This window comes from Pseudonocardia sp. EV170527-09, from assembly GCF_008369905.1.
In the GTDB taxonomy this organism is placed as follows: domain Bacteria; phylum Actinomycetota; class Actinomycetes; order Mycobacteriales; family Pseudonocardiaceae; genus Pseudonocardia.
In genome coordinates this window covers 1-19,034 of the sequence record NZ_VRMC01000063.1, presented here as the reverse complement: position 1 = coordinate 19,034, position 19,034 = coordinate 1, and the positions used below count along the sequence as shown (strand labels likewise).

The 19,034-nt window shown below is 75.8% G+C and carries 15 protein-coding genes; 2 read left to right on the top strand and 13 right to left on the bottom strand.

Annotated elements, in window-relative coordinates; translation table 11 throughout:
* Nucleotides 1-97: 97 nt before the first annotated feature.
* Nucleotides 98-1,726 (top strand): asparagine synthase (glutamine-hydrolyzing), encoded by a 1,629-nt coding sequence (gene asnB / locus FVA95_RS19015; protein ID WP_149665393.1) that lies wholly within the window; start codon nucleotides 98-100, stop codon nucleotides 1,724-1,726.
* Nucleotides 1,727-1,733: 7 nt separating this feature from the next.
* Here the strand turns inward: asnB and FVA95_RS33955 are convergent, their stop codons facing one another.
* The 8 genes from FVA95_RS33955 to FVA95_RS33060 all read right to left on the bottom strand — a co-directional run bounded on the left by FVA95_RS33955 (nucleotide 1,734) and on the right by FVA95_RS33060 (nucleotide 11,637).
* Nucleotides 1,734-3,209 (bottom strand): ATP-binding cassette domain-containing protein, encoded by a 1,476-nt coding sequence (locus tag FVA95_RS33955; protein ID WP_368667337.1) that lies wholly within the window; start codon nucleotides 3,207-3,209, stop codon nucleotides 1,734-1,736.
* The gene (locus tag FVA95_RS33525; RefSeq protein WP_255474659.1) at nucleotides 3,206-3,799 is read right to left on the bottom strand and encodes an iron chelate uptake ABC transporter family permease subunit; all 594 of its coding nucleotides are present in this window, start codon (nucleotides 3,797-3,799) and stop codon (nucleotides 3,206-3,208) included. Before FVA95_RS33525 ends, FVA95_RS33955 begins: the two co-directional genes overlap by 4 nt.
* On the bottom strand, nucleotides 3,709-4,257 hold the full coding sequence (locus FVA95_RS33520; protein ID WP_255474658.1) for an iron chelate uptake ABC transporter family permease subunit: 549 nt from the start codon (nucleotides 4,255-4,257) through the stop codon (nucleotides 3,709-3,711). Before FVA95_RS33520 ends, FVA95_RS33525 begins: the two co-directional genes overlap by 91 nt.
* Nucleotides 4,254-5,312: an iron ABC transporter permease gene (locus FVA95_RS19000; protein ID WP_149665392.1), complete on the bottom strand. Its 1,059-nt coding sequence runs from the start codon at nucleotides 5,310-5,312 to the stop codon at nucleotides 4,254-4,256. Before FVA95_RS19000 ends, FVA95_RS33520 begins: the two co-directional genes overlap by 4 nt.
* Nucleotides 5,309-6,301 (bottom strand): ABC transporter substrate-binding protein, encoded by a 993-nt coding sequence (locus FVA95_RS18995; protein WP_164514884.1) that lies wholly within the window; start codon nucleotides 6,299-6,301, stop codon nucleotides 5,309-5,311. Before FVA95_RS18995 ends, FVA95_RS19000 begins: the two co-directional genes overlap by 4 nt.
* 166 nt (nucleotides 6,302-6,467) lie before the next feature.
* Nucleotides 6,468-9,491: an LCP family protein gene (locus FVA95_RS18990; protein ID WP_149665390.1), complete on the bottom strand. Its 3,024-nt coding sequence runs from the start codon at nucleotides 9,489-9,491 to the stop codon at nucleotides 6,468-6,470.
* A gap of 185 nt (nucleotides 9,492-9,676) precedes the next feature.
* Nucleotides 9,677-10,681, bottom strand: coding sequence for a hypothetical protein (locus FVA95_RS18985; protein WP_240051594.1), 1,005 nt, complete (start codon nucleotides 10,679-10,681; stop codon nucleotides 9,677-9,679).
* Between the two features lie 104 nt (nucleotides 10,682-10,785).
* Nucleotides 10,786-11,637 carry a LytTR family DNA-binding domain-containing protein gene (locus FVA95_RS33060; RefSeq protein WP_240051598.1) on the bottom strand — a complete coding sequence of 284 codons (852 nt, stop codon included), beginning with the start codon at nucleotides 11,635-11,637 and terminating at the stop codon, nucleotides 10,786-10,788.
* A 622-nt stretch (nucleotides 11,638-12,259) separates the two neighbouring features.
* Here FVA95_RS33060 and mftD point away from each other — a divergent pair.
* The gene (gene mftD / locus FVA95_RS18975; protein ID WP_149665389.1) at nucleotides 12,260-13,477 is read left to right on the top strand and encodes a pre-mycofactocin synthase MftD; all 1,218 of its coding nucleotides are present in this window, start codon (nucleotides 12,260-12,262) and stop codon (nucleotides 13,475-13,477) included.
* A 52-nt stretch (nucleotides 13,478-13,529) separates the two neighbouring features.
* On the opposite strand, the gene FVA95_RS18970 is transcribed toward mftD, so the two are convergent.
* The 5 genes from FVA95_RS18970 to FVA95_RS18950 all read right to left on the bottom strand — a co-directional run bounded on the left by FVA95_RS18970 (nucleotide 13,530) and on the right by FVA95_RS18950 (nucleotide 18,912).
* Nucleotides 13,530-14,423, bottom strand: a complete 894-nt coding sequence (locus tag FVA95_RS18970) for an oxidoreductase (protein ID WP_149665388.1) — start codon at nucleotides 14,421-14,423, stop codon at nucleotides 13,530-13,532.
* Between the two features lie 79 nt (nucleotides 14,424-14,502).
* Nucleotides 14,503-15,909: a PepSY domain-containing protein gene (locus FVA95_RS18965; RefSeq protein ID WP_240051593.1), complete on the bottom strand. Its 1,407-nt coding sequence runs from the start codon at nucleotides 15,907-15,909 to the stop codon at nucleotides 14,503-14,505.
* Nucleotides 15,906-16,766 (bottom strand): DUF5134 domain-containing protein, encoded by an 861-nt coding sequence (locus FVA95_RS18960; protein ID WP_149665387.1) that lies wholly within the window; start codon nucleotides 16,764-16,766, stop codon nucleotides 15,906-15,908. The genes FVA95_RS18965 and FVA95_RS18960 overlap by 4 nt, the downstream gene beginning before the upstream one ends.
* 189 nt (nucleotides 16,767-16,955) lie before the next feature.
* Entirely contained in the window at nucleotides 16,956-17,555 is a 600-nt protein-coding gene (locus FVA95_RS18955; protein WP_240051592.1) for a sigma-70 family RNA polymerase sigma factor, read from the bottom strand.
* A 202-nt stretch (nucleotides 17,556-17,757) separates the two neighbouring features.
* Entirely contained in the window at nucleotides 17,758-18,912 is a 1,155-nt protein-coding gene (locus FVA95_RS18950) for a DegT/DnrJ/EryC1/StrS aminotransferase family protein (protein WP_240051591.1), read from the bottom strand.
* Nucleotides 18,913-19,034: the final 122 nt, after the last annotated feature.

Below are 19,034 nucleotides of genomic sequence, written 5' to 3'. Positions count from 1 at the left end.
TTCGGATCGCCCCGGAAACGCCTTTCAGAGTCCGAACTCACACGGTGGGGGAACGGAAGCCGGATGCGGGCTCGCCGGCCGTGCGACGATGGAGCCCATGTGCGGGATCGTGGCTGCGTTCGGTGGACCCACGGCATGGCCGGGCGGTGAGCCCGCCGACCCCGAGAAGTACGAGCGGATGCTCGCGCGGGTGGCGCACCGCGGGCCCGACGACACCGGCGTGCAGGTCGTCGGGAACACCTGGCTGAGCCACCAGCGCCTGTCGATCATGGACGTCAGCGGCGGGCACCAGCCGATGTCCGACGCCGCGCGTACCGCCTGGATCGTCGGCAACGGCGAGATCTACAACCACGAGCGCATCGCCAAGGCGTTCCCGGACGGCACGGTGCGCACCAAGTCCGACACCGAGGCCGCGCTGCACGCGGTGATGTGGGACGGACAGGCCGCGGTCGCCTCGCTCAACGGCATGTTCGCCGTCGCCATGGGGCGCACCGACGGTCCCGGGCTCGTCGCCCGGGACCCGTTCGGGGTCAAGCCGCTGTACTGGGTGCCGCCGGCAGGGTTCCGTGACGACGGCGGTGCGGCCGGGGCTGTCCCGTACACCGCGCCGGACCCGTCGGAGACGGTGTTGTTCGCCAGCGAGCTCCGTGCGTTCGACCCCGAGGACCGCCCGTACGTGCGCTCGTTCCCGCCCGGCTGCCTGTGGAGCCCGTCGTCGGGGCTGGTGCGGTTCGCCGACGCCGTGCCGGTCGAGGTCCGCCCGGCCCGCCGCGCGATCCGCCCCGGCTGGGACGACGCCGACCTGTCCCGGGTGCGCGAGGCCGTGGTGTCCGCGGTGCGCCGCCGGATGATGTCCGACGTCGGCGTCGGGGTGTTCCTGTCCGGTGGCCTCGACTCGGCGCTGGTCGCGGCCATCGCCGCGCAGGAGGCACGGGCCCGTGGCGAGCAGCTGCCCACCTTCGCCGTCGGGACCGCGGAGTCCGGCGACCTGATCGCGGCCCGCAAGGTCGCCGCGCACATCGGCTCGGACCACCACGAGATCCTGGTGACGCCCGAGGACATCGCCGAGGCCCTCGACCACGCCGTCGAGGTCATCGAGCACTACGACCCGGCCCTGGTCCGCAGCGCCGTGCCCAACCTGATCCTCGCCCGCGAGGCGGCGAAGAAGGTCAAGGTCGTGCTGACCGGGGAGGGCGCCGACGAGCTGTTCGCCGGCTACTCCTACGTCCACGGTCCCGAGTACGCCGACCCCGACACCCTGCAGGCCGAGCTGGTCCGTTCGCTGGAGCAGCTGCACCACCTGAACCTGCAGCGCTGCGACCGGACCACCATGTACTTCGGGCTGGAGGCCCGCGAGCCGTTCCTCGACTCCGGCCTGGTCCGCGCCGCGCTGGCGCTGCCGCCGGAGTGGAAGCAGCGCCCCGGTGGCCGGCCGGAGAAGGCGATCCTGCGCGAGGCGTTCGAGGGCTGGCTGCCCGAGGACCTGCTGTGGCGCGGCAAGGAGCAGTTCGGCGACGGCTCCGGTGCCGGCACCGTGCTGGCCGAGCTGGCCGCCGGCAAGGCCGCCGCCGCCGCGGCGGCCGGGGTGACCGACGAGGTGCCCGAGCACCCGTCCGACTCCTGGCCGCTGCGCAGCGAGGAGGAGATCCTCTACCACGGGATCTGGCGGTCCCACTTCGACGGGATCCGGCCGGACCACGTGCTCGGGGCCTTCGCGACGGCCTGAGTCCCGCTCACACCCGCGCGGCCGGTCCGACGATGTCGGGATCCTCGGCGCGGCTCGCGCGGTCGGCCCGGTCGGCGTCGGCCAGCTCCTTCACCCCCGGGACGTCGTCGCCGTCCCAGCTGTCGGGGTCCCACAGCCCGGCGGCGGCGAGCGCCCGGCCGCAGTGCACGTAGGCGTCGTGCACGTCGACCAGCAGCGCGAGCGGCGGCGGCCGGTGCGCGGCCGGGCCCTGGCCCTCGGCGTCGGCCGGGCCCCACAGCGCCAGCACCGCGGGGTCGCGGGTCACCCGAGCGCGACCGTGCACCCGCAGCACGTGCGTGGCACGCGGCACACAGAAGGTGAGTCCGATGCCGTCGTGCGCGAGCAGGTTGCGCATGCTGTCGACGCGCCGGTTGCCCGGCCGCTCCGGGACCGCGAGGCGCCGGCCGCCGTCGAGCACCCGGACCGAGCCGGGGACGTCGCCGCGCGGGGTCACCGTGACCGTGCCGTCCGGCGCGGTGGTGCCCAGGAACACCAGCGGGGAGGCGGCGACGAACCGGGCGGCGACCTCGTCGACCCGGTCGGTGGACTTGCCCGCGACCATCGGGTGCGGCGCGGCGACGACCTCGCGCAGCTCGTCCTCGGTCCGCACCGCGTCCGGTTCGGGGGCCGGGCCGGCCGCCGCGGGAACCGGGTGGTGCCGCCCGGCGGGCACGATCATCGGGGTGCCCGCGACCGGGTCGGGCACCACCCGCGACTCCATCCCGAAGACCCGGCGCACCAGGTCGGCGGTCATCGTCGTCGCGGGCGGGCCCTGCGCGACGATCGCGCCGTCGGCCATCGCGATCAGGTGGTCGGCGTAGCGGCAGGCCAGGTTCAGGTCGTGCAGGACGACGACGACCGTGCTGCCCCGCTCCCGGTTCCGGTCGACGAGCAGGTCCAGCACCTCCACCGCGTGCGGCAGGTCCAGGAACGTGGTCGGCTCGTCGAGCAGCAGGGCCCCGGTGTCCTGGGCCAGCACCATCGCGATCCACACACGCTGGCGCTGACCGCCGGACAGCTCGTCGACCGGGCGGTCGGCCAGTTCCAGCACCCCGGTCGCGCGCATCGCCTCGGCGACGGCGGCGTCGTCGGCGTCCCCGCGGCCGCCGAACCAGCCCTGGTGCGGGGACCGGCCGCGTTCCACCAGATCGGCGACGGTGATGCCGTCCGGGGCGGTCGGGGACTGGGGGAGCAGCCCGAGCCTGCGGGCCAGCTCGCGGCCGGACAGCGACCGGACGTCGGTGCCGTCGAGGCGCACGGTCCCGGCGGCCGGGGCGACGATCCGGCCCAGCCCGCGCAGCAGGGTGGACTTGCCGCAGGCGTTCGGGCCGATGATCACGGTGATCCGGCCGGGCGGGACGTGCACGGTCAGGCCGTCGACGACGACGCGCTCGTCGTAGCGCAGGACCAGGCCGTCGGCGTCCAGCGCGGGCCCGGCGGGCACGGTGGCGGGGGTGGTCACGGGGTTCCTCCGGTCCGGGAGCGGGCGAGCAGCCACAGCAGGTAGGGGGCGCCGATCGCACCGGTGACGACGCCCGCGGGCAGGGCGACCTCGGCGATCAGCGTGCGGGCGACGACGTCGGCGAACAGCACCAGCGCGGCCCCGACACCGGCCGCGTGCGGCAGCGACGCCCGCCCGGGGCCGGCGAGCCGGGCGGCGAGGGGCCCGCTGACGAGCGCGACGAACGACACCGGCCCGGCCGCGGCGACCGCGGCGGCGACCAGCAGGACGGCGACTGCCAGCAGAGCGCCCCGGGCCCGGCCGACGGGCAGCCCGAGCGCGGTCGCGGTGTCGTCACCGAGCTCCAGGCGGGGCAGTGCGCGGGCCAGCAGCAGCGCCGCGGGCACGAGCACGGCGCAGGCCGTCGCCAGCGGGACCGCGGTCGACCAGCCGGTCTCGGTGACGCTGCCGGTCAGCCAGATCAGCGTCTGCTGCGCCGTGGTCAGCGACGCGGTGATCATCAGGTAGGAGACGACGGCCATCGCGGCCGACCCGATCCCGACCCCGACCAGCACGAAGCGGGTACCGCCGAGGCCGTCGCGGCGGGCCAGGACGGCGACGAGCAGCGCCGCCGCGACGGCGCCCAGCACCGCGCCGCCGAGGTCCCGGTGGCGGACAGGCCGAGCACGATCGAGGCGGTCACCGCACCGACGGCGGCGCCGGCACCCACACCGATCACGTCCGGGCTGGCCAGGGTGTTGCGCAGCACCCGCTGGAACAGTGCCCCGGCCAGGCCGAGGGCCGCGCCGACCAGGAGCGCGGTCAGGGCCCGCGGCATCCGCAGCCGCAGCACCACCAGCTCGGTGCGCGGCGTGCCGAGCCCGGTCAGCGCGGCCAGCACGTCGCCGGGCCCGAGGCCCTGTGCACCCACCGAGAGGGAGGCGACGAACGCGGCGAGCACGGCGACGGTGACGGCGAGCCCGGCCGTCGTACGACGGCGCCGGGCCCGGGCTCGGATCCGGCGCAGCACCGCGGCGGGATCCCCGACGGGGACGGTCCCGGTGCTCATCGCAGGAACCTCCGTCGCCGGACCAGCGCGACGAACAGCGGGGCGCCGACGACGGCCGTCACCACCCCGGCCTGGACCTCGCCCGGCGGGGCGACGACCCGGCCGAGCACGTCCGCGGCCAGCAGCAGGACGGGTCCGGCGAGCGCCGCCAGCGGCAGCACCACCCGGTGGTCGGTCCCGGCGAGGCGCCGCACCAGGTGCGGCACGGCGAGCCCGAGGAAGGCGATCGGCCCCGCAGCGGCGGTCGCGGCCCCGGCCAGCACGACCAGGGCCACCCCGCACACGGCGCGGTCGGTCCCGACCGGGCGGCCGAAGGACCGGGCGACGTCGTCGCCGAGCGCCAGCGCGTTCAGCCGCGGACCACAGGTCAGGGCCAGTGCGAGCCCGCCGACGACGAACGGGGCCGCCTGCGCTGCGATCCCGAGGTCCCGGCCGGCGACCGAACCGACCTGCCAGAACCGGTAGTCGTCGAAGGCCTGGGGGTCGGTGAGCAGGAACAGGGTGGTGATCGACTGCAGGCCCGCGGCGAGCGCGGCGCCCGCCAGGGCGAGCGTCGCGGGGGAGACGCTGCCGCGGCGGCCGATGCCGGCCACTCCGGCGACGACGACGGCCGCCACCGCCGCCCCGGCGAAGCCGAACCAGACGTAGCCGCTGAGGGTGTCGACGCCGAGCAGCGCGATCCCGAGCACGACGGCGAGGGCGGCGCCGGTGTTGAGCCCGAGGATGCCGGGCTCGGCGATCGGGTTGCGCGTGATGCCCTGGGCGAGCACCCCTGCCACACCGAGCGCGGCCCCGGCCAGGACCGCCAGCACCGTGCGCGGCAGCCGCACCTCGGTGACCACGAGCGCGTCCGGGGAGGTCCGCTCGACGGCCCCGGTCAGCACGTCCAGCACGAACCCCGGCGCGAGCGGCCGGGCACCGACGAGCAGGCCGAGTGCGGCCACGGCCAGCAGGGCGACGGTCAGGCCGGCAGCGGCGGGCCACCGCCGCCGCCGGACCGTCGCCGGCGCATCCGGAGGGGACGGGACGGGAGGCGTGGCCGTCGGGGCGGTCACCGCGCCTTCGCCGCCGCGTCCGCGAGCTGGCCCACGGTGCGGTCGAGGGCGTAGCGCCAGCCGTCGACCGAGGCGCTGGAGAAGGCCTGGGACACGTCGCGGTCCGACAGCAGCACACCGCGCCCCGCGGCGACCGACGGCACGGCCTTCCACAGCGGGTCGTTCGCGATGGCCGAGGTGTCCTTCGAGATCGCCTGCATGACGGTGACGTCGGCGTCGAGGAGGTTCATCCGCTCCCGCGAGATCGGGACGGAGAAGCCGTCGGTGCGCTGTGACTCGATCTGCGGGGCGTTGACCATGCCCAGCTCCTTCAGGAACGCCAGGCGCCCGGAGTCGCCGGTGTAGGCGGCGTACTCGCCGAGGGTGTTGCGGGCCCCGGACACGACGGTGGCGCCCTCCAGCTGCGGATGCTGCGTGCGGGCGTCGGCGAAGCGCTGCTCCAGGTCGGCCTGCGCGCGCGCCGCCTCCTGCGGCTTGCCGACGGCGGCCCCGACCATGCGGAGCTGGTCGCGCCAGGTCGTCTTGTAGTTCTCGCCGCCGGCCGGGATGCCGATCACCGGCACGCCCAGCTGGGTCAGCCGGTCGTGGCGCTCCCGGTCGCCGGAGGAGCGGGTGTCGAGGATCAGGTCCGGGTCCAGGGCCGCGACGGCCTCCAGGTCGACCTCGAGCGTGCCGAGGATCTGCGGCGGGGTGGTGTAGCGGGCCTGTACCCACGGCCTGAGGCCGTCACCGCCGACGGCCAGCCAGTCTGCGGCCCCGACCGGCTCGACGCCCAGGGCCAGTGCGGTCTCGGCGTCGCTCCACCCGAGGGCGACGACCCGGCGGGGCTGCTCGGGGACGGTGACGTCGCCGAACGCGGTCGGGACCGTCACCGGGAACGCACCGTCCCCGGACGGGGTGGTCCCCGACGGTGTGGTCCCGGGCTCCGGTGAGCCGCATCCGGCCAGCAGCATCAGCACGATGAGCAGACCGGCGAACAGGGGGAGCATTCGTCGCACGGAAGGGCCGCCTCTCCACTTCATAGGTGACCCTCACTTCATCATCCCGGTACGGCGGACGGAAGAGCGGACCGCAGCCGTGTGCGCCACAGATGCCGCCGGGCGGCCGCACCGGGGCTCCGATGGCCTCGACCGTGACGGCTCGACTGCGGCGGGCTCAGTTCTGGTCGGGGCGGAGACCGTCGACCTGCTCGGAGCCGGTCGCGGACGGCTCCTGTGAGTTCCCGGGCTCGCCCCCGGCGGGGACATCGGCCGCGCCGGTCGCCGCGCAGGACTCCTCGACCGACTGCGGCCGGGCCGAGGCCGGGTCGGGGGTCGGCGACGCGCTCGACGAGGACGACCGGGACGACTGGGAGCTCGTCGACGGCTGCGTCGTCGGGGCGGCGAGTGACGGTGCGGTCCCGGGAGCCGGCTCCGGGGGCGGGTCGGCGATGGCGTTGCGGACGACCTCGCGCATGTAGGGGACGTCCGGGTCGGCGGTGACGAAGTAGCCCGTCGGGGAGTTCGGGTCCGGCAGCGACGGGTCGAACGCGACGCTCTCCAGCCGGAACCCCTCGTCGGCCAGGACGGCCAGTGCGGGCAGCACCTGTTGGGGCATGTCGGTGGCCACGTTGTCCCGGGTCACCGCGGCGATGCTCTGGAACCGGGAGATCAGCTCGGTCGCGGTCGTCTGCGAGATGACGGCCTGGATCAGGCAGCGCTGGCGGCCCATCCGCTGGTAGTCGGTGCCGTCACGGCGGGAGCGGGCGAACCACAGCGCGTCCTCGCCGCCCAGGGTCTGCACCCCGGGGCTGATGTAGCGGTCCGGGGTGACGTGCCGGCCGAACGCGGTGACGCCACCGACCGGGATCGGCTCGGGCCCGACGTTCACGGTGACCCCGCCGACGGCGTCGATCATGGAGGAGAACCCGGCCATGTTGACCTCGAGGTAGTAGTCCAGCGGCAGGCCGGTCATGTACGCGATCGAGGACTGGAGCAGGTTGATGCCCGGCGACGAGGTCGGTCCCGACGGGGCGATCTCCGGGTGCTGCTCGGCGTAGGCGTAGATGGCGTTGAGCAGGTAGTCGCCCGACAACGGCTGCGACGGGTCGTGGAAGCCGTTCGGGAACTTCTCCGCGGCCGGGCTGCCCGGCGGGAACTCGGCCCGCTGGATGTTGCGGGGCAGGCTGAACAGCGTCGTCCGGCCGGAGCGGGTGTCGATGCTGGCGACCATCATGGTGTCGGTTCGGGTGCCGGTCCGGTCGTCGCCGGCGTCGCTGCCCAGCAGCAGAACGTTCAGCCGGGGCTTGCCCAGCGCCTCGGCCGCCGAGGTCCCGCCGCCCTGGAACAGCGAGTTCAGCAGCCCGCGCTGGGAGTTGACCAACTCGACGCCGTAGCCGAACGGGACGGCGACCGCGAGGCACAGCAGGGCCGCGGTCCCGGTGCCGACGATCTTCTGGCCGAGCGGCATCCCGCGCGGCCGGGCCAGCGCGTAGGTCCGCGCGACCTGGGCGATCCAGGCGATGCCGGCGACCACCAGCGCGCCCGCGATGACGGTCAGCGTGGTCGTCGACAACAGGTTCTGCAGCAGCGTGGACCGCCGGGCAAGGAGCGCCACCGCCGCCAGCCCGACGACGATCGCGACCAGCGTGCCGAGGATCAGCCCGCCGGTACGACGACGGCGCAGCGCGAGATGGCCGCTGCCGGGCACCACGGTGGACGCCGCGGTGAGGCCGAGTGCGGCGGCGAGGGTTCGCCGCGCGGGGTCGGGCGCGGCCGACGGGCCGGCGGGCGGGGCCAGCGCGGTCTCGCCGTCGCCGTGGTCGTCGTCGCCGCTGCCGTCGTCGACGCGGCCGTCCCGGGCGGGCCGGTCGTTCCAGGATGCCGCGGCCCCGGCCGCTGCGGAGCCGGCCGCTGCCGTGCCTGCCGCGGCACCGGCGGCCAGGCCGGGGTGCGGCGGCCGCGGCGGGGCGGGACGTGCGGCGTCGCGCGCGGGTTCCGGTGCGGCGCCACCCGGACCGGCCGGGCGTGCGTCGGCGGGTCGCCCCTGCGGGCCGTCCGGCCTGCCGCTGTCGCGTCTGCCGGTGTCGGGCCGGCCGGGTACGGCGTCCGGGCGGACCGCGCCGGAGGACCGCGCAGCGGATCCGGCGGCGGCACCGGCGGCACCGGGGGCACCGGGGGCACCGGGGGCACCGCCGGGCCGGCCGCCGGAACGCGGGTCGGGGCCGCCGGGTCCACCGGGACGGGCGTCACCGGGGCGCCGGGGCCCACCCGGCGGCACCGGCCCGGGTCCGGACCGCTCCGGGCCGCTCGGGGCCGAGGGTGCGCCGGGGCGCGACGGTGCGTCCGGACGCGAACCACCGGACACGGCGCCACCAGACACGGCGCCACCGGACACGGCGCCACCGGACACGGCGCCACCGGACACGGCGCCACCGGGACGGTCGCCGGGCCGACGCGGGACGATCGGCAGCTCGCCGCTCAGCCGGGCCGCGCGGTCGCGCTCCTGTGGCGGGGCGTCGGGCTCGGACGCGCGGTGCCGCCGGTGCTCGGCGGCGGTGTCCGGCCGGCCGGGGACCTTCACGGTCTCTCCGATGCCGCGACGGGTCGCGCGGATGGACCGGATGTCGGTGGGCCTGCTGTCGCTGTGCCCACCACGGCCCGGGGCCTCCGACCGCGTCGAGCGGGACGTCCATGCGGCGGCCCGCCGGGCGGCGGCCCGGGCCTCGCGCTCGCGCCGGGGGAGCCAGGACTCGTCCTCGGCGGGACGCCCGGCTCCGTCCGGCCGGCCGGGACGCCCGCGATCGGGACGCGCCGCGGGGCCGGTTCCCGGGCGCTGGTCACCGGCGGGCGGACGCGGCGCACCGGTGGCGGGCGGCCCGGGACGTCGCGGGCCGCCCGACGGCTCCTGGGGTGTCCTGCCGGACCGGGGTGGTCTGCGGTCGCCGGGCCTACCGGACTGCGGGGCTGGGGCCCCGGCAGAGCCGGGTGGGGGAGCGGCGCCGCCACGGGGGTGCGGCGGCGGGGTGTCGCGACGGTCGTGCGGCGGGACCTCGGCGCGGTCCCGGGGCGGTGGGCCGCCGTGCCGTGCCTCGTCCCGCAGGTGCGGACGGTCGTCGCGGCGGGAGTGCTCGGGAGGGCCGGGTCGTCGTGGCCGGTCCGGACCGGTCGGGCGGGAGCCCTCCGGCGGTCGTTCGTCCACCCGGAGCACCCCCTTCACTGGTCGGCACGGGCAGGACGGCCGTGCCGCGCGGAGGAGCGGCACGTGCCTGCGCACCCGGCGGCGACGACGGCGCTCGGGTTCCGGTGAGAGTACTTGCCGTGATCACGATCTCGATGGGCGGCCACCCACCCGGGAGGGGCTTCCGGACAGGGGGGACACACCCGTCACTGGTAGGACACGAAGACCGGCGACTCCGGCCGGACGGCGTAGGTCTCACGCGGGGTGAAGGTCGGCCGGTCCTCGTCGATGAAGTTCTTCCAGCCCCACCACAGACCCTGCGGGCGGGGCGCGGCGTGCAGCGCGTTCCAGGTCTCGGTCTTCTCCTGGCGGGTGCCGTAGCCGTCGGCGTGCAGCACGGTCGCGAGCTCGCGGTGGGAGGTGACCACGGTCTGCCGGTCGGAGATCATGGAGACCCGGAACTGGTGGATCAGGAAGACCTTCTGCGGCAGCCTCTTCTCCCGCACCAGCCCGGCCAGCCACTCCGAGGTCCGGTTGATCTCCGCCGCGGTCACGGACCCGATCTGCGCGCCGTGACGCTGGCCCGGCTTCAGCCGCCACTCGGGGTCGAGCGCGAGCCCGACGTGCGGCTGCGCGAGCAGCTCGGCGTAGCGCTTCGCCTGGGTCGTGAAGTCGGTGGTGCCGGGCTGCAGGTCCAGCACCACGTAGACGCCGGCCTTCCCGGCCTGCTCGACCCACGGCCGCAGCTCGTCGACGCTCATCTCCGCGGAGTAGTCGCCGTCCGGGCCGGGGACGCGGTCGGCGACCGTCGTGATGATCTCGAACGCCGGCACGACGGGCTCGCGCACGAGCGGCTGGAAGTCGGCGGCGAGGTCCTTCGCGCGGGCGATCGAGCGTGGCAGGTCCTGCTCGCCGAGGACCCCCATCGACGGGGTTCCCGGGTGGCCGTAGAGCGCGGCCATCCGGCGGCCGGGGAAGACCTCGGTGCCACCGCCGGGCAGCTCCGGCACCGCGGGCGCGGCGGAGGTCGGCGCCGGCTGCGCGGGGGCCGGCGGGGGCGGCGCGGCCGGGGCCGGGGCGGAGGAACAGCCCGCGACCACCGCGCAGGCCGTCAGCAGCGCCAGGAGCAGCACCGGCGGACGTGCGCGCCACCCAGGGCGACGACGGTTCGTGACGGACAGGACGTGCGAGGACTCACCCGAGATGGACACCGGTCACCAGGCTAGGCGACAGGATCACGCCCGGCAGCCCGAACGGTCACCGGGCGTGTCGGTGATGCGACGGGCCGTGGCCCGCCGCGGTCACCTGCCCGGGGTCAGCGCGGGACGACGGGCCCGTCCGGGCCGTCCTCGGGGCCGCGCTGCGGCCGCGGCGGTCGGCCCCGCAGGATCCGCTTGAGGCCCGCGGTGTGCCGGCGGCTGACGGGCAGCTCGACCGCGCTCGGCCCGTTGCCGAGGCGGACGACGTACCCCGACCCGGACATGCGCAGCTCGGTGATCAGCGGCAGAGACACCAGGTAGGCGCGGTGGATCCGGACGAACCCGGCCTCGCCCCAGCGCTCCTCCAGTACCGAGACCGGGATGCGGACCAGGTGGCTGCCCTCGTTGGTGTGCAGCCGGGCGTAGTCGCCCTGAGCCTCGACGAACCGGATCGAGGAGCGGGGGACGAGCTTCGTGGTGCCGGCCAGCTCGACCGGCACGACCTCGTCGTCGGTGGTCGCGGCCGGGGCGCCCCGGCGGGCGACCGGTGGCGCGGCCGCGCCACCCGGTTCGGCGCCGTGGCGGGCGGGCGCCGCGGGCGGGCCGTTCTCGGCCCGCCGTGCCGCGCGCAGTGCCAGGGTGCGGTCCAGCGAGCCGGACAGCCGCTCGGTGCGCAGGGGTTTGAGCAGGTAGTCGACGGCACCGACCTCGTAGGCGTCGACGGCGCGGTCGTCGTGGGCGGTCACGAACACCACCGGCGGCGGGTCGGCCATCGCGTTCAGCACCCGGGCGAGCTCCAGGCCGTCGAGGCCGGGCATCCGGATGTCGAGGAACACGACGTCGACGGTCGGGGTGGTCGCGTCGGCCTGCGAGCCGTGCAGGATGCGCAGCGCCTCCGTGGCGTTCGGCGCGGTCAGCACGGTCTCGACCCGCTGGTCCTCGCCGAGCAGGTGCGCCAGCTCGAGCAGGGTCGGTTCCTCGTCGTCGACGGCGAGGACGGTGAGCCGGGTCCCCGCCGGGGCGGCGGGGGACGGCTGCGGCGGCTCCGGGGCGCGGAGCTGACCCGGGACCCCGATGGGCCGGTGGTTGCTCGCGGCGCCGTACCCGGGCTGCAGCACATGGCCGACCGGGCCGGGCGTCGCGCCCGAAGCGTGCCCACCCCGCGCGTGGCTGTACACGGCTCCTCCTTGCCGCGGGCACACCGCCCGCTGACCGGTGACTGCGGGCACACCGTAGCGAGACCGCGGAGCGTCACCGACGGCCGGTCCCGCCTCGCGCCCCACACGATCCGGGGTGGGCCGTCGGAGGGGGCGTGACAGCGGAGCGTCACGAGTCGTGGCTGCCGGTCGTGTCAGCGGCGCCGTCCGGCCGGGGGGATCGGACCGGGATCGGCGTCGTGGCTGGTCGGGCGGAGGGTCGAACCCTCGCCGATCGGACGGGCTGTGGTCGGGTGTCATTGTGGCACTCGGTGCCGAAACGCTACCGTGCGTGAGAACCGCCACGTGGGACCGTCTCGTATCCGGTCGGCGTGTCGGACCGGCCGTGACCGACGACGGCCGGGCGCACACCTCCGACTGCGAAGGGGCAGCCATGGCGAGCACGAAGGACTGGTTCGAGACGGTCGCGGAGGCGCAGCGACGGGCGCGCAGGCGCCTGCCGAAGTCGGTCTACTACGCGCTGGTCGCCGGCGCGGAGCAGGGGATCACGCTGGCGGACAACGTCGCCGCCTTCGACGAGCTCGGCTTCCGCCCGCACATCGCGGGGCTCCCGCCGCAGCGGGACCAGAAGACGACCGTGATGGGCCAGGAGATCGACCTCCCGGTCGTGATCTCACCGACCGGCGTCCAGGCCGTCGACCCGGAGGGCGAGGTCGCCGTCGCGCGGGCCGCGCACAGCTCCATCATCCAGAACCCGCTGAACCCCGAGCAGACCGTGTCGACGGCCATGGGGCTGTCGTCGTTCGCGTCCCGCTCGGTCGAGGACGTCTGCGCCGTCCACGACAAGGTCTTCTTCCAGGTCTACTGGGCCGGGTCCAAGGAGGACATCCTCGAGCGCGCCCTGCGTGCGAAGCGGGCGGGTGCCAAGGGCCTCATCGTGACCCTCGACTGGACCTTCGCCACCCGCCGTGACTGGGGCAGCCCGCCCATCCCGGAGAAGGTCGACGTCAAGGCCGCGCTGCAGTTCGCGCCCGAGATGATCACCAAGCCGCGTTACCTGCTGGACTGGGCGAAGTCCGGGAGGATCCCGGACCTGAAGGCCCCGAACATGGCGCCCCCCGGCGGCGGTGAGGCCCCCACCTTCTTCGGCGCCTACGGCGTCTGGTGGACCACCCCGTTGCCGACCTGGGACGACATCGCCTGGCTCCGCGAGAAGTGGGGCGGCCCGTTCATGGTCAAGGGCATCATGCACCCCGACGACGCCCGCCGCGCCGTCGACGCGGGCGCCACCGCGATCTCGGTGTCCAACCACGGCGGCAACAACCTCGACGGCACCCCCGCCGCGATCCGGGCGCTGCCCGCGATCGTCGACGCCGTCGGGGACCAGGTCGAGGTCGTGATGGACGGTGGCATCCGCCGCGGCGGCGACGTCGTCAAGGCGCTCGCTCTCGGGGCCCGTGCGGTCCTGATCGGCCGTGCCTACCTGTGGGGCATGGCCGCGCAGGGCGAGCGCGGGGTCACCAACGTCCTGTCGATCCTCTACAAGGGCATCGACGAGGCGTTGCTGGGTCTGGGGAAGAAGTCGGTCCACGAGCTCTCCCGCGACGACCTGATCGTCCCGGAGAACTTCACCCGCGTCTCGAAGTTCTGAGCGACCGGGTGGTGCGGGGCCCGGCGCGACCGGACCCCGCACCACCGTCGGCTCAGAGCGGGAACGTGACCCGGGTCAGCTCCTCGGCGCGCTCCCAGAGTGCCCGCTGCATCCGCCGGTCGTGCGAGGCCGCGGTGGACCCGACCGGACGCGGGTTGCCACGTGTCTCGCCGATGCCGTCCGGTCCGATGTAGGCGCCGCCGGGCAGGTCCGGGACGGTCGCGGCGAACAGCGTCGGCAGCGCCCCGGCTGCCGCGGACTGGGCGACCACCTTGTTGAGCACGCCCATCAGCGCGTCCTGGACGGACTCGGTGCGCGACTGCAGGTTCGTCGCCGCGTAGCCGGGGTGCGCGGCCATCGAGCGCAGCCGCGACCCGGCCGCCACGAACCGGTGCTCCAGCTCGTAGGCGAACATCAGGCAGGCGAGCTTCGACTGGCCGTAGGCGGTCCAGCGCTCGTAGCGGCGGCGCTCGAAGTTCAGGTCGTCGATGCCGATCCGGCCCATCCGGTGGACCACGCTGGACAGCGTCACGACACGGTCGGTGATCCGGTCGGCCAGCAGACCGGTCAGCGCGAAGTGGCCGAGGAAGTTGACACCGAGCTGGGTCTCGAAGCCGTCCGCGGTGCGGGAGAACGGCACCGCCATCAGCCCGGCGTTGTTGACGAGCACGTCGGCGGTGCCCTCGAACCCGGCGGCGAACTCGCGGACCGAGGTGAGGTCGCCCAGGTCGAGCCGGCGCACCGACACCGCACCACCGAGCTCGGAGGCGATCTCCTCGCCGCGCGTGGTGTTCCGCACGGCCAGCACGACGCGTGCACCGGCGTGCACCAGGGCCCGGGTGGTCTCCAGCCCGAGGCCGCTGGTGGCGCCGGTGACGATCACGGTCCTGCCCTGCTGGGGCGGGATGTCCGCCGTCGTCCAGGGGGCGGGTGAGGTCCGGAACACGGGAGGACTCCTTCGCGGGGGACGGGTCCCCAGGTCTACCCGTTCGGCCCGGGTCCCGCCCGCCCACACCCCGGACGGGTCAGCCCGCCACTTCGGCGGCCCGCCGGTCGCGCCGGGCCGAGACCAGGGCGTCGACGAGCAGGAACACGATCAGCGAGACCCCCAGCACCGGCAGGACCAGCCCGGCCGCCACCGCGGCGAACCCGACCACCGCCACCGCGGCGGGGGAGGGCCGCTCCCGCGACCCGGGCGGCCCGGCGAGGCCACGCGAACCGTCCGGCCGGGTCGGTCTGCGCAGCCACCACATCCGGTAGCCCCACACGACCAGCACGACCACGGCGCAGGCGAGCGCGGCGAGCGCCACCAGGTTGACCGTGCCGAACAGCAGGCCCATGTGTGCGTCGATGCCCCAGCGGGCGAGCTTCGCCGCGACCGGCCAGTCCGCGAAGGCGAGCCGGTCGGTGACCGTCCCGGTCGCCGGGTCCACGGCCACGGAGTCCTGCTGCGACGGCCAGCTGCGCACCGTCTGCTGGACCTTCCAGGCCTCCCCGGGGTCGCCCGGGGTGAGCTCCACCGGCCCGGCGAGGCCGTCGGCGCGGGCGGCGTCGAGGACCCGCTGGGCGACGGCGGGGACCGCCTGCGGTGCGACCGGAGCCGTCGCGGAACCCGCCACGGGCGCGGCCGCGTCGCCACCGGCGGCGGGCAGCGTGCTGCTGACCGACGGTGTCGTCCAGTCCAGGGCGGTGCGCAGCGCGCTCACGTTGGCCCCCGCGAACTGGGACCACGTCAGGCCGGTCGCGGCGAGGAACAGGAACCCGACCGAGGCCCAGACGCCCACCGCGCCGTGCCAGGACCGCAGCCGCGACCGCGACGAGCCGCCGGTCCGCGGCAGCAGCCGCTCACGTCGTCGTCGTACCCGGCGGGTCACCTGCACCACGAGGCCGGACAGCGTCAGCACGGCCAGCCACGACGCCGCGAGCTCGGTGTAGACCTGCCCGGGCGGGCCCAGCAGCAGCGAGCGGTGCAGGTTGTCGATCACCCCGCGGGCGGGGAGCCACTCGGCGTAGGTGTCGAGGGTGGCCCGCACCTGCGCGGTGTACGGGTCGACGAACACGGTGCGGCTGTAGCTCTCGGGCAGGTCGGCGTCGAACGACACCCGGGTCGTCGCGCCGGGCTCGCGCGCGGGCCGGATCTCGGTGACGGGCAGGCCCGGCTGGGCCGCGACGGCCGCCTCGACCTGCCGGGACAGCGGGAGCTCCGGTCCGCTGACCGGGGCGGTCAGCGCGTCGGCGTAGAGCCAGCGCTCGATCGGCGGCGACAGCGTGTAGAGCAGTCCGGTCAGGGCCGCGACGAGCAGGAACGGGCCGACGAACAGCCCGGCGTAGAAGTGGATCCGGGTGACGAGGCCCTTCAGGCCACGGAACAACGGGGGGCGCCCGGACGGCGGGACGGGAGTCCCGGGCCGGGTGTCGAGGCCGGCGCTCACCAGCCCGCCACCATCGCCGCGAGCATGACGACCATGCCGACGCTCATCGCCGCGTGGCAGGCGGCGTCGGAGCGCGCGCCCAGCCGGCTCACCGGTGCCGCCGGGGCCTCGACCCGCTCGGCGACCGCCGTGGTCGTACCCGTCGTGCCCGCTGTGCCCGTCGTCTCTGCCGTCCCGGCGGCTCCGGCCGGCGCCGGCCGCGTGGCACCGGCCGCCGTGCCCCCGGCGGGGTCGGCGCAGCCGCAGGCGGCGGGGTCGGTCGCGTCACCGGTCGCGCGGGCGTCGTCGGGGGTCAGCGGGTCCCCGGCGACGCGGTCGTGGCTCACCGCGCGGGCACCCCAGTACCCGGCGGCGGCCAGCAGCACGGCGCACAGCGCCACGGTCACCGCGACCGCCCACCCGGCCGGGCCCGCCGCGTGGGCGGTCCCGGACATGTCCATGGCGTCGCCACCGCCGTGGTGGGCGTGGGCACCGCCGCCGCCCGCGGCCTCCGCCGGCGAGGCCATGATCAGCGGCATCGCGGCCAGCATCCAGACCATCGCCGCGGCCATCAGCGCGTGCGCCGCGCCCGCGAGCCGCCCCGAGGGGCCGCAGGGAATCCCACGCGAGGCGGTGACCAGGAAGAACATGCCCAGGACACCGAACAGGACGATCTGGGTCCACAGCCCGGCGCTGCCGTACCAGGTCCAGGTCATGACGATCATCGCCGCACTCATCAGCAGGTGGGCGAGCTCGGCGGTGCGGTGCGCGGCGGAGCGGCGCTCCGAGACCGCTGTGGCCCAGCGGGCCAGGGCGTAGAACCCGGTGGCGGCGAACAGCGCCGTCAGGGCCCAGGCCAGGGGCAACGACGAGATCACAGGTCCTCCTCGGGGGCGGGGGAGGTGCGGGGGCGCACGACGGGAGTGGTCGCCGGCGCGGCCCGTCCGGTTCCCGTCGGTACCCCTCCGGTGGGTGCGACGCCGGTCACCTCCGCCGTAGGGGGACGGCAGGCGGCGGCGGGCTCGGGTGGAGCAGTCGGGTGGAGCGGGCCGGGGTGCGGCGCGTGCTCAGGGGCGGGCGGCGCGCCGGACACCGGAGGCGGGTGCCCCGGCGGTCCCGGTGCCGTCCTCGCCGAGGGCGCGCAGCAGGTCCTCGCGGGCCCGCGCGACCCGGGACCGGATGGTGCCGACCGGGCAGCCGCAGACCTGGGCGGCCTCGGCATAGCCCAGGTCCAGGACCTGGGTCAGGACGAACGCCTCACGACGCTCGTCGGGCAGCGCGTCGATCAGCGTCCGCAGCAGGACGGCCTCCTGCGCCCCCGTGCGGGGCACCGCGCGCTCCAGCACGTCCTGGGTGTCCTCGCCGAGGTCGCGCACGCGGGGCCGCCGGACCGCGGTGCGCACCGCGTCGACGGCGACCCGGCGGGCGACCGACAGCAGCCAGGTGCGGGCGGTGGAGCGGCCCGCGAACGAGGGCAGCGACCGCAGCGCCCGCAGGAACGTCTCCTGCGCGAGGTCCTCGGCGTCGTCGCGGCCGGCGAGGTGGACGAGGAAGCGGTGGACGTCGACCTGGGTCGCCCGCACGAACTCCGCGAGCGCGGCGGTGTCACCGGCACCCGCGGCCAACGCCCACGCCGTCACGGTGGCGTCGTCGTGGCGTTCGGGCACGCTGGTCACGGTAGCCGTCGCCCGTTCGGGGATGAAGCCCGACCCGGTCACCGTCCGCTCCGTGGGAACACGGTGCGTGACCGCACCGATGCTGTCCGGACGCGACCGCCACGGGGTGCCCGACATGTGGATCAGTGGTTTCGCGGCGCCTCCCGGAGGCGGCCCGCCGCGGAGGAGGACCCTGCCCGCAGGGGCGGCCGGCTCAGCCCGCGGTGCGGGAGGCGAGCAGCCGGAACGCCGGCGTCGGCAGCTCGGGAGCGAGGTCGACCACGCAGGTCCGGGCCAGGATCTCCAGCGTGCGCGGGCAGGCGCCGGGGCCGTGGTCGATCTCGGTGCCGTTCGCCGCGTACGGGTCGAACCCGGGGTGCAGCGGGTTGCGGGCCTGCAGCGAGCGCCAGTTCGTGTAGACGTGCCGCCCGGTGTCGATCAGCCGGTGCACGCCGCGGCGGGCCCCGAACTCCGCGGCCGCCTCTGGGGTCGCGAAGGCCAGCGCCAGCCCGGCGGCGTTCGCCGGGTCGTGGTGCGGCACCGGCTCCAGGTCGCGCCCGATCCGGTTCGACAGTGCCGAGAGCATGATGTCGCGGTGCCGCCTGCGCCGGGCGATCTGCGCACGCAGCCCGGCCAGCTGCGGCCGCAGCACCGCCGCCGACAGCTCCGGCATCCGCAGGTTGACCCCGACGATCAGGTCCGCGTCGGCCCCGGCGAATCCGGCGCGCTCGTAGCTGCCGACGTCGTGGTACATCGACGCCCGCTCGAACAACTTCGGGTCCCGGGTGACCAGGGCGCCGCCCTCGCCGGAGCGGATGTTCTTGTGCTGGTTGAAGCTGAAGGCCCCGGCATGGCCGATCGACCCGGCCGGGCGCCCCCGGTAGGTGACGCCGATGGCCTGGCAGGCGTCCTCGATCACGACGAGGTCGTGGGCGGCCGCGACGTCCATGATCGCGTCCATGTCGGCGACGTGGTTGAGCATGTGCACCGGCAGCACCGCCCGGCTGCGCGGGGTGATCCGGTCCTTGAGGTCGGCCGGGTCCATCGTGAGCGAGGCGTCGACCTCGACCAGGACCGGCACGGCGCCGACGGCGAGCGCCGCGGCGGCCGTCGACACCCAGGTGTAGGCGGGGACGAGCACCTCGTCGCCGGGGCCGATCCCGGCGCCGACCAGCGCCGCGACCAGGGCGCTGGTGCCGCTGTTGACGGCCAGCGCGTGCGGCGTCCCGAGGAACCCGGCGAGCTCGGACTCGAACCGTGCGACCTCCGAGCGGTCGCCGCCGGTGAAGCGGCCCAGCTCCCCGCGCCCGAGGACCCGGACCGTCGCGGCCATCCCCCGTGCGGTCGTCGCCATGGCGGCGAGTCCCATACCGTGCTCCTCCGGATACGAACCGTGTGAACCGGGCAACACGGTACCGGGCGGGGTCGGCACGGCCGGTACCGTGTTGCCCGGTTCACACGGTTCGTATCCGGAGGAGCACGGTATGGGAC

Excerpts from the sequence above, each read along its gene's own strand:
- FVA95_RS18950 (WP_240051591.1), bottom strand. The coding sequence starts at position 18,912 with ATGGGACTCGCCGCCATGGCGACGACCGCACGGGGGATGGCCGCGACG.
- FVA95_RS18995 (WP_164514884.1), bottom strand. The coding sequence starts at position 6,301 with ATGCTCCCCCTGTTCGCCGGTCTGCTCATCGTGCTGATGCTGCTGGCC.
- FVA95_RS33520 (WP_255474658.1), bottom strand. The coding sequence starts at position 4,257 with ATGAGCACCGGGACCGTCCCCGTCGGGGATCCCGCCGCGGTGCTGCGC.
- mftD (WP_149665389.1), top strand. The coding sequence starts at position 12,260 with ATGGCGAGCACGAAGGACTGGTTCGAGACGGTCGCGGAGGCGCAGCGA.
- asnB (WP_149665393.1), top strand. The coding sequence starts at position 98 with ATGTGCGGGATCGTGGCTGCGTTCGGTGGACCCACGGCATGGCCGGGC.